This is a genomic window from Kocuria sp. KH4 (assembly GCF_053711175.1).
In genome coordinates this window covers 103,364-116,566 of record NZ_JBSJYX010000005.1, presented here as the reverse complement: position 1 = coordinate 116,566, position 13,203 = coordinate 103,364, and the positions used below count along the sequence as shown (strand labels likewise).

Genomic DNA, 13,203 nt, shown 5'->3' with positions numbered 1-13,203 from the left:
GCCGGCTCAGATGTGGCTGTCGCCCATCTCCGTGCCCGGGCGCAGGTAGCAGGCCCAGGTCACGGCCAGGGCCACCACGTAGAAGGCGACGAAGCCGTAGAACGCGGCGCTGTAGGCCCCGGTGGTGCTGTTCGAGAGGTTCAGCGCCTGCGGGATCAGGAACCCGCCGTACGCGCCGACCGCCCCGATCAGGCCCAGGGCGGCCGAGGCCTTGCGCTCGGTGGAGACCGCGGCGTCTCGCTGCTGCCGCAGCCCCAGCACCCGGTAGATCGAGGGGATCATCCGGTAGGTGGAGCCGTTGCCCATGCCGGCCGCGGTGAACAGCAGCAGGAACAGGCCCAGGAAGAGCCAGAAGTCGGCCCGCGGCAGGGTGAGCACCACGGCCAGGGCGAGCAGCGCCATGACCGCGAACACGGCCACCGTCACGGGCGCGCCGCTGAAGCGGTCCGCGAGCCTCCCGCCGTAGGGCCGGGCCACGGAGCCCACCAGCGGCCCGAGGAACGCCAGGGACAGCGCCGCCGCCCCCACGGTGATGGAGGAGAACGCGGGGAAGGTGTCCGCGATGAGCTTGGGGAACACGCTGGAGAAGCCGATGAAGGACCCGAAGGTGCCCACGTAGAGGAAGGACATCACCCAGAAGTGCGGTTCCCGCAGCGTGGCCAGGGACCCGGCGAGGTCGCCCTTGGCGTGGGAGAGGTTGTGCATGTACTTCCGGGCGCCCCACGCGGCGAAGAGGATGAACGGCACCCACAGCCACCCGGCCACCGACAGTCCGGTGGCCCCGAGGGCGACGAGCGAGACGGCGATCGGGACGACCAGTTGCGCCACCGCCGTGCCGAGGTTGCCGCCGGCCGCGTTGAGCCCCAGCGCCCAGCCCTTCTCCCGCACCGGGTAGAAGAAGGTGATGTTGGCCATCGAGGAGGCGAAGTTGCCGCCGCCGAAGCCGGCGGTGGCCGCCAGCAGCAGCAGCACCCAGAAGGGGGTGGCTGGGTCGGAGACCGCCAGCGCCAGGCCCACGGTGGGCACGAGCAGCAGCAGCGCCGAGACGACCGTCCAGTTCCGGCCGCCGAACCGCCCGACCATGAAGGTGTACGGGATCCGCAGCGTGGCCCCCACCAGGGAGGGGATGGAGATCAGCCAGAAGATCTGCGCGTCGCTGAAGGGGAAGCCGGCGCCCGGCAGGAACACGACCGTGATGGCCCACAGCTGCCAGACGGCGAAGCCGAGGAACTCCGCGAGGATCGACCACGCGAGGTTGGTGCGGGCGATCGGGCGGCCGGTGCGCTCCCAGAACTCCGGGTCCTCGGGGCGGTAGCCGTCCAGCCAGCGGCCGGGCCGCTCGCGCAGGGCCAGCGGCGGGACCGGCGCGGACGACCGTCCCGCCGTGGTGGACGGGTCGGGGTGCAGCTCTGAACTCACGGGGACCTCCTGGCGGGACGGGGGCGGTGCACACCGGCGTGCGGTGCTCCCACCGTAGGAATCCCGTGTTTCGCCCCCCGACGGCCGGGGTAACGCCCCGGTGCACTTCTGCTCACGGCGCGGCCCCCGTCCTGTGAGCCCGGGGTGCGCCGAGCCCCCTCACCCCGGCCCCGCCAAGCGCCGAGTCCCCCATGAGTTCGCACGTCCCCCCGATCGATCCGGGGGAAATGCGAGCCCATGGGGGACTCGGTGATCAAGAGGGCTGGGCCTGGGGCTTCCTCAGCGGGCTCGGTCGGCCGCGGTGCGGGCCACCACCCGGCGGGTGATGCCCTTGGAGACGCGGGCCACGAGCTTCTCCAGCGGGCCCTGGCCCACCGCGCGCTGCCAGGCCACGGCCAGCAGCCCGAAGACGGCCAGCTGCATCCAGAACCAGAACCCGGGCGCGAGGTCGTAGACCCCCGTGGCCAGGAACAGCAGGTGCAGCGTGTACAGCGTGAAGGTCATGGACCCGGCGGCCGCCAGCGGCGTGAGAGCCTTGCCGATCAGCCGGGCGAGCAGCAGGAAGGCGCCCAGGGCGAAGACCGCCATGCCCAGGCTGACGAACAGCGCCGCGGGCGTGTTGCTGTGCGGGGCCGGCACAGTCAGCCACCACAGGGTCGTGGTCGGCAGGGACGGCTCGGGGCCGAAGACCAGGATCGCGTCGATCTGCTCCTCGGACATCCACGGGGTGGCCGACCAGATCCGCTCGTAGACCCCGAAGACCAGCAGCGCGGCCGTGGAGACCGTCCAGGCCAGCAGGGCGGTCGCCGCGCCCACGCCCACGAGCCACAGCTGCACCCGCCGGCCGGTGAGGTTCATCCGGCCCAGGGCCAGGCCGGCGAGCAGGTAGCTCATGTACGGCAGGGCCGGGTAGGTGCCGGTGAGCAGCAGCTGGGACAGGACGGTGACCGGCTCGGTGACCAGGTTCCACAGCGTGGGGTTGCCGTAGACGTGGGCGGGCAGGACGTCCAGGGACCACTGCATCAGGAACGGGGAGACCACGGCGAACAGCACCGAGGCCGTCAGCAGGTGGCGGATCCGCAGGCCCAGGAACGGGATCGCGAGCAGGAAGAACATCCCGTAGTAGATCAGGATGTTGTTCACCGGCGGGGCCACGAAGCCCACGAGGAAGCCGACGATGGCGATCACCGCGGCGCGGCCCACGAGCCCGGCCCGGTCCCCGGTCAGCCGCCGGCCCGTGTGCGGGGTGCGGCCGCCGGAGAGGAAGGCCAGGCTCACGCCGGCCAGGGTGGCGAACAGCGCCGCCGAGTGCCCGGCGAACAGGGACCAGCTCAGCGAGGCCCGCCCGGCCTCCTCGTCCCACACCGGCATCGTGTGCACGGCGACCATGCCCAGCAGCGCGAAGCCGCGGGCGGCGTCCACGCCGATCAGCCGGCGCCTGGTGCGCCGCCCGGCGGGGCCGGGGACGCTGAGCACCGCGGTGCCCCCGCCCCGGGTGGCGGTGGGGTCGACGGCGCTCACCGGGCCGACACCTCGCCGCCCACGAGCTCGCCGGCCGGGACGTGCAGCGGCCGGATCGGGTTCCCGCCCCAGGTGCTGCCGGCGGGCACGGTCTCCTGGGCCATCACCAGGGAGCCGGGGCCCACGGTCGCCCCGGCCTCCACGGTGCTGCCCGGGAGGATGAAGCTGTTCGGGCCCAGGGTGGACCCGGCCTCCATGGACACCGGCTGCAGGCGCATGATGCGGTCGTGGAACAGGTGCGTCTGGAGCACGGTGCCGCGGTTCACGGACACGCCGCGGCCGAGGTGGACCAGGTCGAACTCCGGCAGCCACCAGGTCTCGCACCACACGCCGCGCTCGATCCGCGCGCCCATCAGGCGCGCCCAGACGTTGAACACCGGGGAGCCCACGGCCAGGCGGATCAGCCCGGGCACCGCCAGCGACTCGGCGAAGGTGTCGGCGAGCTCGTTGCGCCACACGAAGGAGCTGAACAGGGGACGCTCGCCCTCGCGGAAGCGGCCCATGAGCGCCCACTTGACCATCACGGGCACCAGCGCGGCCAGCACGCCGGCCGCGAGCACCACGGGCGTGGCCCACAGCAGGGCCGAGACGATGCCGTCGAGGCCACCCCCGGCGCGCATGTAGACGGTGGAGAGGACGTAGACGATGGCCAGGTCGATCCACGCGGTGACCATGAACGGCACGGCCCGCAGGGACTCGACGAGCGTCCGGGCCACCAGCAGGCGCCGGCGCGGCCGGTAGGTGACGTCCTCGTCCGCGGCGTCGCTGACCCGGCTGATCGGCGCGGGCATCCGGCCGAGCCAGGAGGTGCCGGCCTCGGCGTGCTCCGGGGCGGAGGACAGCACGGCGATCAGGGAGTCCGCCGGGACGTCGCGGCCGGGGCCCACGATCCCGGAGTTGCCCACGAAGGAGCGCTCCCCCACGGTGGAGCGGCCCACGTGCACCCAGCCGAAGCCGGTGCGCGCGGAGCTGACCAGGGAGTGGTCGGCCATGAAGGAGCCGGACTCGAAGGTGGTCAGGTGCGGCAGGGTCTCCACGGTGGAGATCTCCACCTGGCTGCCCACGCGGGCGCCCAGCAGCCGCAGGAAGAACGGCGTGGCGATCGAGGCGTAGACCGGGTAGGTCGACACGAGGCTCTTCTGCAGCAGCACCCCGGTCAGCCACACGGCCCAGGCCGCGGTCCCGTCGGCGCGGTGGTGACCGGGCGTGATGAGCCCGGCGAGCAGGCGCACCACGGCCACGAGCAGCGCGAGGTAGACGAGGGCCGTCAGCACGGCGAAGACCGGCACCCACAGGGCCAGGACGGGGAAGACCCGCTCGTAGAGCTCGATGCCCTGCACCTGGGGGAACACGATCAGGGCGCCGGGGACCACGGCCAGCACGGGCAGGAGCCCGACCGTGCCGAGCCCCAGGGCGTAGAGCAGGCCGTTGCGGAACCCGTGGGCGTGCCCGGGGGCCGGCTCGGGCCAGGTCGCGCCGGCGGGGCCGAGGTCCTCGAGCGGGGACCCGCCCTGCAGCCGCCCGGCGGGGACGGTGCCGGTGACGTGGGAGCCGGGGTCGACCTCCGCGCCGTCCTCGACCACCGCGCCGGGGCTGAGCAGCGTGCGGGCGCCGATCCGGGCGTGCGCGCCCACGGTGACGCCGTCGAGGTGGAGGACGTCGCCCTCGAGCCAGTAGCCGGAGAGGTCGACCTCGTGCTCCACGGCCGCGCCGTCGCCGACCGCGGCGAGCCCGCTGACCGGCGGCAGGGTGTCGAGGTGGGCGCCGCGGCCCACCCGGTTGCCGAGCAGACGGAAGAACAGCACCATCACGGGGGTGCCCATGAGGGGCTCGAACTTGTTGAAGATCAGCACGCGCTCGGCCATCCAGACCCGCAGGTGGGTCCAGGAGCCGCGGGCGTGGGCGCCGGGGCGCAGCCGGAAGGTCAGCAGCCGGATGAACAGGGCGGTGAGCACCAGGCGGCCGGGCAGGGCGAAGAGCAGCAGCCAGCCGACCACGAGCGGCAGCAGCGGCGGGTTCGGCACCCAGGTGGCACCGAGCAGGTTGAACAGCAGCCACACGACGATCGCGGAGCCCAGCACGTAGCGCAGCCCCGAGACGGCGTAGAGGCCCACGAGGAAGGGCACCTGCACGAGCCCGTTCCAGCGCGGGGTGTCGGCGACCTGCCGGGTGCGCGCGGCGTCCTGGGCCGCGACGTCGACCGGGGCGAGCCCGGTGAGGTACTCGTGCATGCCGGCGAGGGTGGGGTGGCGGTAGATCTCGGCGATCTCCGCGTCCGGGTAGCTGCGGCGGAGCTCGGAGACCAGCTTGGCCACGGCCACGGACGTGCCGCCGAGGACGAAGAAGTCGCTGTCCTCGTCGATGGGCAGCGGGCCCAGCTGATCGGCCCACAGGGCGGCGAGCCACTCGAGCTCGGCGTCGACCGGGGAGCCCGCGGCGTCCGCGCCGGCGGCCGGCAGCGGCCAGGGCAGGGCCTTGCGGTCCACCTTGCCGGAGGTCTTCAGCGGCAGCTCGTCCATCAGCGCCAGCGCGGGCACCATCTGGCCCGGGAGCCGGTCGGCGAGGAGGCTGCGGGCCTCCTGGAGGTTCACCGAGCCCGGGGCGTCGGCCACCAGGTAGCCGACGAGGACCTGGTTGCCGGCGGGGGTGGTGTGCACCGCCGCGGCGCCGGCCTGCACACCGGGCAGGCGGCTCATCTGCTCGTCGATCTCACCCATCTCCACGCGGCGGCCGGAGATCTTGACCTGGTCGTCGGCGCGGCCCACGAAGACGATGCCCTCGGGGTCGGCGCGCACCACGTCGCCGGAGCGGTAGGCCCGCTCCCAGCCCAGGGTGTCCATCGGCGCGAACTTCTCGGCGTCCTTGGCGGGGTCCAGGTAGCGGCCCAGGCCCACGCCGCCGATGATCAGCTCGCCCTCCTCGCCCCAGCGCACGGGGTTGCCGGCGGGGTCGACGATCGCCAGCTCCCAGCCGGGCAGCGGCAGGCCGATGCGCACCGGCGGCTCACCGGTGAGCACCGCCCCGGTGGCGATGACCGTGGCCTCGGTGGGCCCGTAGGTGTTCCAGACCTCGCGGCCGGGGTGGACCAGGCGGGCGGCCAGCTCGTTGGGGCAGGCCTCGCCGCCGAAGATCAGCAGGCGGATCCGGCTCAGCGCCTCGGCCGGCCACATGGACGCCAGGGTGGGCACCGTGGAGACCGCGGTGATCCCGCGCTCGACCAGCCAGGGGCCCAGGTCGGTGCCCGAGCGCACGACCGCGCGCGGGGCCGGGACCAGGGCGGCGCCGGAGCGCCAGGCCAGCCACATCTCCTCGCACGAGGCGTCGAAGGCCACCGAGAGCCCCGCCATGACCCGGTCGGCCGGGCCGAGCGGGCGCCGGGGCAGGTACAGCTCGGCCTCGGCGTCCACGAGGGCGGCGGCCGAGCGGTGGTTGATCGCCACGCCCTTGGGCTTGCCGGTGGAGCCGGAGGTGAAGATGATCCAGGCGTCGTCGCCGGTGCCGGGCTCGCGGCAGTCCGCCCCGGGGCGGACCACCGTGCGGGTCTCCAGGGACAGGCCGGCGCCGTAGACGGCGCACACCGAGGCCTCCTCCCACACCGTGGCGGCGCGCTCGTCCGGGTCGTCGAAGTCCACCGGCACGTAGGCGGCCCCGGCGAAGATCGTGCCGAGGATCGCGACGTACAGGTCCACGGTCCCGGAGGGGACGCGGATGCCGACCCGGTCCCCGCGCCCGATGTCGAGGTCCCACAGGCGCTGGGCCTGCGCCTCGACGCGCTCCAGGAACTCGGCGTAGCTGAGCACCGTGGTGCCGTCGTCGACCGCCGTGGCGTCGGGGTGGCGGGAGACGGTGTCCATGACGATGTCCACCAGGGTCCGCGGCGCCGGGGCGGGCGCGACCGGGAAGACCGCGCGGCCCGGGACCTGCGGCAGCGACTGCGTGTGCAGGGCCGGGTCGAGCAGCTCGGTGTCCTCCTGCGGGCCGGAGTCCGGGTCCCGGTCCTCGAGCAGGTGCCGGCCGCCCCCCGAACGGGTCGAGCCGCTGCGCATGGTCGAGCGCACTGTCATAGATGTCCCCCATCGACGTTCACACCGCTGCGCATCCGGCAGCGGCGGTGTCGGCGGGACGCAAGGACCCACAGGACCGGTGTGTTCGGTGTGGAAGGCGCTCCAGGAGCGGGGCACCGGGTCGGTGCACCGCGAAAGAGTCGTTGTCTCGGCTCGATGCCCCCGCACCGGCCTTCCCCCTGAGTCGGTCCCCGCCGACATATTTGTTCTCTACGGCACCGTACGGGCGGTCATATGCTAATGCAAGCTCGCGGCGTGGCGGGCGGCCGGCGGCACCCGCCCACGGCCGCGTCGTTGCAGGTCGGAGCACGGTCTTGGAGAGATCGATCACGTCGCCCGCCCCGGCGCGGCCCCGCCCGCCCCGGCGGGCGGCTCAGTCCTCGGCCGCGGTGAGGACCTCCCCGAGCACCCGCGCCTCGGGCAGCTCGAAGTGGTCGACGCCCTCCCGGTAGCGCACGCTGGTCCGCCGGTACCCGGCGTCCTCGTAGCGGGCGTGGCCGGCGGCGGCCGCCGAGAGCGCGTCGAACGGGGCCCGCGGGTCGGAGCCGTCGTCGTCGAGGCCCACGTCCCAGTGCAGCAGCAGGTGCTCGAGCTGGTCCTCCGAGGGGCGGGCGGAGCCCGCGGACGGGGCTCCCCCGCCGCCGGTGAGCAGCGCCCCGCCGCCCCGCAGGAAGTCCACCCGGTCGGCCAGCAGCTCGTAGCTGATGAACTCCGCCCCGCCGGAGTAGCCGTGCAGCCAGGTGCGGGAGCGGTCGATGTCATAGGCCGGGAAGATCTCCTGCTCGGCCAGGGCCAGGAACCACTCGGCGTTGCCGTCGAGGTCCTCCCACCACGTGGGCTCGCCCTGCCGGTCCGGGGTGCGGGGCGCCACGAGCACCGCGTTGTGGCTGCGCGCCACCTCCGCGAGGCAGGAGACCTTGTGCTGGGGGTTGTGGAACTCGTAGGCGCCGTCGCCGTGGAGGCGGAAGACCACCCCCACCGGCCGGCTCCAGTCCACGCCGTCGGCGAAGACGTGGTAGCTGCTGGTCACCCCGTCGTGCTCGAAGACCACGTTCGTCCGGTCGGCCGGCTCCTCCTGCAGCCGCACGCCGCCGGAGAGCACCGGCCCGTCGCTCAGCGGCCCCCGCTCGCCCCGGGGCGCGACGCTCACGCCCGGCAGCCCGTAGGGGGCGCAGGAGATCTCCTTCTCGGCCGTCGGCGCGGGGTGCCACGCCCAGCGGGCCCCGAGCGTCGCGGCGAGCAGGAGGAGGGCGCAGCCGGTGAGAAGGGCCACAACGACCGCCCACCGGGACCGGTGGCGTGCGCTCTGCTCCCCCGGTCCGGTCTGCGTTTCCACCCGTCCATCGTACGGGGACGCCCGCCCGCGCGGCTCCGCACCGATTTCCCCTCTGCAATTCCTGCCCCCATAATCGGCCAGGACCGTTCGGGGGGACGGCGCCACCGAACCTCCTCCTGCCGTGATCCGTCCACCGCACCAGAGGAGAAGATTCCGCGTGACCACCACCGCACGCCCTGGGGCCGAGCCGAGCGCTCCTGCGACCCAGGCGCAGCTGCAGTCCCAGGAGAAGCTGCGCCGCAGCCTCAAACCGCGCCACCTGACCATGATCGCGCTGGGCGGGGCCATCGGCACCGGCCTGTTCGTGGCCTCCGGCAACACCATCGCCACCGCCGGCCCGGGCGGGGCGCTGCTGGCCTACATCGTGATCGGGTTCATGGTCTTCCTGCTCATGCAGAGCCTGGGCGAGATGGCCACGTACCTGCCGGTCTCCGGCGCGTTCGAGGAGTACTCCACCCGCTTCGTCAGCCCGTCCTTCGGCTTCGCCATCGGCTGGAACTACTGGTACAACTGGGCGATCACCGTGGCCGCCGAGCTCGTGGCCGCCGCGCTGATCATGCGCTACTGGCTGCCGGACGTCCCGTCCTGGGTCTGGTCCGGGGCGTTCCTGCTGATCCTGTTCCTGCTCAACGCGCTGAGCACCCGCGCCTACGGCGAGAGCGAGTTCTGGTTCTCCCTCGTGAAGGTCGTCACCGTGGTGATCTTCCTGGTGCTGGGCATCCTGATGATCGTGGGCATCCTGGGCGGGGAGTCCCCGGGCTTCGAGAACTGGACCACCGGCGAGGCGCCCTTCGTGGGCGGCGGGCTGGGCATCCTGGCGATCTTCATGGTGGCCGGCTTCTCCTTCCAGGGCACCGAGCTGGTCGGTGTCGCCGCCGGTGAGGCGGAGGACCCCGAGAAGAACGTGCCCAAGGCCATCCGCACCGTGTTCGTGCGCATCCTGCTCTTCTACGTGGGCGCCATCACCGTGATCGGCTTCCTCATCCCGCACACCAGCCCCAACCTGCTCACCAGCGACGTCGAGGACATCTCCATCTCCCCGTTCACCCTGGTGTTCGAGAACGCCGGCGTGCTCGCGGCGGCCTCGGTGATGAACGCGGTGATCCTCACCGCCATCCTCTCCGCCGGCAACTCCGGGCTCTACGCCTCCACCCGCATGCTCTGGGCGCTGGCCGACAGCGGCAAGGCCCCCCGCTTCCTCGCCCGGGTCAACCGCCGCGGCGTGCCCATGAACGCGCTGCTCGCCACCACCCTGGTGGGCGGGGCGTCCTTCCTGACCACCTTCATCGGGGACGGGGACGCCTACGTCTGGCTGGTCAGCGCCTCGGGCCTGGCCGGGTTCATCGTGTGGATGGGCATCGCCTGGAGCCACTACCGGTTCCGCAAGGCCTACACCGCCCAGGGCCACGACCTGGCGGACCTGCCCTACCGGGCGCGGTTCTTCCCGCTCGGCCCCGTGATCGCGCTCGTGCTGTGCGCCGTGGTGATCCTGGGGCAGAACTACCAGGCGTTCCTCGGCGAGGTGGACCTGATGGCCGCGCTGACCGCCTACATCGGCCTGCCGCTGTTCCTGGCCCTGTGGTTCGGCCACAAGCTGGTCACCGGCTCGAAGATGGTCCGCTACGAGGACGCGGACCTGACCCGCGTCCGGGACTGACCCGCCCCGGCGGCCGGGTCCCCCGTACCGCGGCGCTCCACCCGCTGAGTCCCCCATGGGTGCGCAGATCCCCCCGACCGATCGGGGGGATCTGCGCACGCACGGGGGACTCGGCGCATGCAGGGGGAACTCACGGGGGTGGCCCCCTGCAGGCTCTGGGGGCTCAGGCCACCGAGCGGTAGCGGGAGACCACCACGTCCACGAGCTCGGGCGGGACCTCCCCCTCCGGCACGGCCAGGGGCTCGGTGTCCACGTCCGCCCCGGCGGCGCGCGAGAGGTCCAGGAAGTAGCCGGGGGCCAGCAGGTAGTTGGCGACGACGACGCGGCCCCCCTCCGCCAGGCCGGCCCGGGCGGCCGCCACCGCCTCGGCCACGCGGGGGCGGGCGGCGGCCAGGTAGGACACCGCGACCGGCCGCGCCAGCTCCTCCCCCAGCAGCTCCGCCACCGCGGCGCAGTCGGCCACCGCCCGGCGGTCCGAGGAGCCGGCGGTGGCCAGCACCACGGCGTCGGCCTCCCCCAGCGGGGTCCCGGCGGCCGCGCAGGCCTCGTGCACCCGGCGGGCCAGCAGCCGGGCCAGCGCCCGGTCCGGGCCCAGGGCGGCGGAGACCCGGTGCAGCTCGTCGGCGGCCACCGCCTCGGCCACGTCCACGTAGACGTGGTAGCCGGCGGAGAGCAGCAGCGGGACCACCACGGCCGGGCGCCCGGCGTACTCCTCGGTGCGGGCGGCCAGGTCCGGGGTCTGCACGTCGACCCAGGTCGGGACCACCTCGGTGCCGGGCAGCTCGGCGGCGACGGCGTCCACCAGGCGGGACACGGCCGCGCGCCCGGCCGGGGACCGGGTGCCGTGGGCGCAGGCCAGCAGGACGGGGGCTTCGGAGGTGCTCATGCGTCCACCCTATGAGCGCGGGCCCGTACGGGCGGGCCCCGTCACAGGACGTCACACAGCAACCCCGCTGTAACACGGATGCCCCACTCTGGTAGGGGCGCGACCATGGCATGCGTGCTTCCCCGATCCCCGCTCTCCCCCTGGAGGACCCCATGCTCCTGACCGCCGACCTCACCGACGTGCCGGTGCTCGTCCTCGGGGACCCGCACGAGGCCCGCCGCGCCCGCGGGCGCTATGCCGCGGCCGGCGCCGACGTCCGCGCCGTGGCCGAGCCGGCCCTCCTCTCCGCAGCCGACGTGGACGGCGCCGCCCTGGCCGTGGTCGTGGGGCCCGCCCCGGGGCGCTGGCGGGACGCGCTGCGCGCCGTCGGCGCCCGCGTGCCGGTGGTGCAGGAGCCGGCGGCCCGCACCGGCGGCCGGGTGACCCTGGTCGGCGGCGGCCCGGGCGCCGACGACCTGCTCACCGTGCGCGCCGTGACCGCGCTGCAGGACGCCGACGTGGTCTTCGTGGACCGCCTGGCCCCCGCCGGTGCCGTGGCCGCCGCGGCCCCCGGCGCCGAGATCGTCCCGGTGGGCAAGACCCCGGGCCACCACCCGGTGCCGCAGTCCCGGATCCAGGAGCTCATGGTCGAGCACGCGCTGGCCGGGCGCTCCGTGGTGCGGCTCAAGGGCGGGGACCCCTACGTCTTCGGCCGCGGCGGCGAGGAGCTCGCCGCGTGCGCCGCCCACGGCATCCCGGTGGACGTGGTCCCCGGCATCACCAGCGCGGTGTCCGTGCCCGGGGCCGCCGGGATCCCCGTGACCTTCCGCGAGGTCTCGCGGATGTTCACGGTCGCCTCCGGCCACGTCCCGTTCTCCGAGGCGGAGCTCGCCCACTTCGCCGGTCTCGGCGCCGCCGGCGGGACGCTGGTGGTGCTCATGGGCGTGGCCACCCTCCCCCACCTCGTGGCCGGCCTGGTGCGCTCCGGGGCGGACCCGGCCACGCCGCTGGCGGTGGTGGAGCGCGGCTTCACCGACCGGCAGCGCTCCACGATCACCACGCTCGCGCACGCGGTCGCGGACACCGCGGCGGCCGGCTGCGGCTCGCCCGCCGTCGTCGTCGTCGGGCCCGTGGTGCGCCTGGCGACCGCGGAGCGGGACGCGTTCCTCGCCGAGGTGACCGCCCATGGCTGCTGAGCAGCAGCCCCTGGCCGGGCGGGTGGTGGGCGTCACCGCGCACCGGCGCTCCGAGGACCAGATCGCCGCGCTCGAGCGCCGCGGCGCCCGGGTGATCCACGCCCCGGCGCTGAAGGTGGAGCCCGTCGGCGAGGACGCCGGGCTCGCGGCCGCCTCCCGGGCCCTGTTCGGCGCCCGCCCGGACCTGGTGCTGCTGACCACCGGCTACGGGCTGCGCCGCTGGCACGACGCCGCCGAGGCGCAGGGCTTCGACGCCGACCTGCTGCTGTGCCTGCGCGAGGCCGCCGTGTACGTGCGCGGACCCAAGGGCCGCGGGGCGGTGCGCGGGCTGGGCCTGGAGGACGCGGGCATGTCCGCCGACGAAACCACCGAGGGGCTCGTGGACCTCGTGCTCGCCGAGCACGGCGGGGACCTGTCCGGGAGCACGGTCGGGCTGCAGCTGCACGGAATCGCCGACGTGGTCCAGCGCCGCCGGCTCACCGACGCCGGCGCGACGGTGCTGACCGTGACCCCGTACCGGTGGGCCTCCGCCGACGACGCCGGGCAGGTGCCGGTGCTGGTGCGGGAGGCCGCCGCCGGGCGGGTGGACGCGGTGACCTTCACCGCCGCCCCAGCCGTGGACGCGCTGTTCAGCACCGCCGAGGAGATCGGGCTGCACGAGGAGCTGCTCGGCGCGTTCCGGCGCGGCATGCTCGCCGCGACCGTGGGGCCCGTCACCGCCGCCCCGCTGCTGGAGCTGGGGATCGAACCGCTCGTGCCCGAGCGGTTCCGGATGGGCGCGATGCTCAAGCAGCTCACGGACGCCCTGAGCTGAACCCGCTTCTGCCTAGTTCATGTACACGGGTGCCCCGTGGCCCTGATGCGCCGCTGTCTCCAACATCACGCGTTGACACCATGGCAGGCCGTCCTTGGTCAACAGGTCGCTCTGTGACGAAACAACTGGTCATGTCCGTATCGTGATCGACGCATCGGAAACTTCCACCACTTCGATGAGTGCGTCGTTGTCTGTCCCCAACTAAGTCCACACCGAACGGGAAAGTATAGGAGCAGCGTCCCACGAGGTGGATGACTAACAATACAATTTGCGTTCATAAATGCACGTGAGCTGTGCCGCTGTGGGCCATAACAGGTACAGCCGCCTTTTG

Annotated in this window: 8 protein-coding genes; 3 read left to right on the top strand and 5 right to left on the bottom strand. The window is 73.8% G+C overall.

The annotated features are described in order from the left end of the window. Positions 1–6: 6 nt before the first annotated feature. The 4 genes from ACWCOM_RS05845 to ACWCOM_RS05830 form a co-directional block, all read right to left on the bottom strand. Entirely contained in the window at positions 7–1,419 is a 1,413-nt protein-coding gene (locus ACWCOM_RS05845) for an MFS transporter (RefSeq protein WP_454547798.1), read from the bottom strand. A 279-nt stretch (positions 1,420–1,698) separates the two neighbouring features. Further along, on the bottom strand, positions 1,699–2,940 hold the full coding sequence (locus ACWCOM_RS05840) for a heparan-alpha-glucosaminide N-acetyltransferase domain-containing protein (protein ID WP_454547797.1): 1,242 nt from the start codon (positions 2,938–2,940) through the stop codon (positions 1,699–1,701). Further along, positions 2,937–7,004 (bottom strand): Pls/PosA family non-ribosomal peptide synthetase, encoded by a 4,068-nt coding sequence (locus ACWCOM_RS05835; RefSeq protein WP_454547796.1) that lies wholly within the window; start codon positions 7,002–7,004, stop codon positions 2,937–2,939. The genes ACWCOM_RS05840 and ACWCOM_RS05835 overlap by 4 nt, the downstream gene beginning before the upstream one ends. 373 nt (positions 7,005–7,377) lie before the next feature. Beyond that, positions 7,378–8,340 carry a hypothetical protein gene (locus ACWCOM_RS05830; RefSeq protein WP_454547795.1) on the bottom strand — a complete coding sequence of 321 codons (963 nt, stop codon included), beginning with the start codon at positions 8,338–8,340 and terminating at the stop codon, positions 7,378–7,380. A gap of 157 nt (positions 8,341–8,497) precedes the next feature. On the opposite strand from ACWCOM_RS05830, the gene ACWCOM_RS05825 reads away from it, so the two are divergent. Next, positions 8,498–9,997 carry an amino acid permease gene (locus ACWCOM_RS05825; protein ID WP_454547794.1) on the top strand — a complete coding sequence of 500 codons (1,500 nt, stop codon included), beginning with the start codon at positions 8,498–8,500 and terminating at the stop codon, positions 9,995–9,997. Positions 9,998–10,160: 163 nt separating this feature from the next. On the opposite strand, the gene ACWCOM_RS05820 is transcribed toward ACWCOM_RS05825, so the two are convergent. Further along, entirely contained in the window at positions 10,161–10,883 is a 723-nt protein-coding gene (locus ACWCOM_RS05820; protein WP_454547793.1) for a sirohydrochlorin chelatase, read from the bottom strand. A gap of 152 nt (positions 10,884–11,035) precedes the next feature. Between ACWCOM_RS05820 and cobA the strand changes: the two genes are divergently transcribed. Next, complete coding sequence (gene cobA, locus ACWCOM_RS05815) at positions 11,036–12,058, top strand: uroporphyrinogen-III C-methyltransferase (RefSeq protein ID WP_454547872.1); 1,023 nt, start codon at positions 11,036–11,038, stop codon at positions 12,056–12,058. Further along, complete coding sequence (locus tag ACWCOM_RS05810) at positions 12,048–12,872, top strand: uroporphyrinogen-III synthase (protein WP_454547792.1); 825 nt, start codon at positions 12,048–12,050, stop codon at positions 12,870–12,872. Before cobA ends, ACWCOM_RS05810 begins: the two co-directional genes overlap by 11 nt. Positions 12,873–13,203: the final 331 nt, after the last annotated feature.

What these genes read in the sequence shown, in the direction of transcription:
- ACWCOM_RS05820 (WP_454547793.1), bottom strand. Translation starts at nt 10,883, where the DNA reads ATGAGCACCTCCGAAGCCCCCGTCCTGCTGGCCTGCGCCCACGGCACC.
- ACWCOM_RS05835 (WP_454547796.1), bottom strand. Translation starts at nt 7,004, where the DNA reads ATGACAGTGCGCTCGACCATGCGCAGCGGCTCGACCCGTTCGGGGGGC.
- cobA (WP_454547872.1), top strand. Translation starts at nt 11,036, where the DNA reads ATGCTCCTGACCGCCGACCTCACCGACGTGCCGGTGCTCGTCCTCGGG.
- ACWCOM_RS05810 (WP_454547792.1), top strand. Translation starts at nt 12,048, where the DNA reads ATGGCTGCTGAGCAGCAGCCCCTGGCCGGGCGGGTGGTGGGCGTCACC.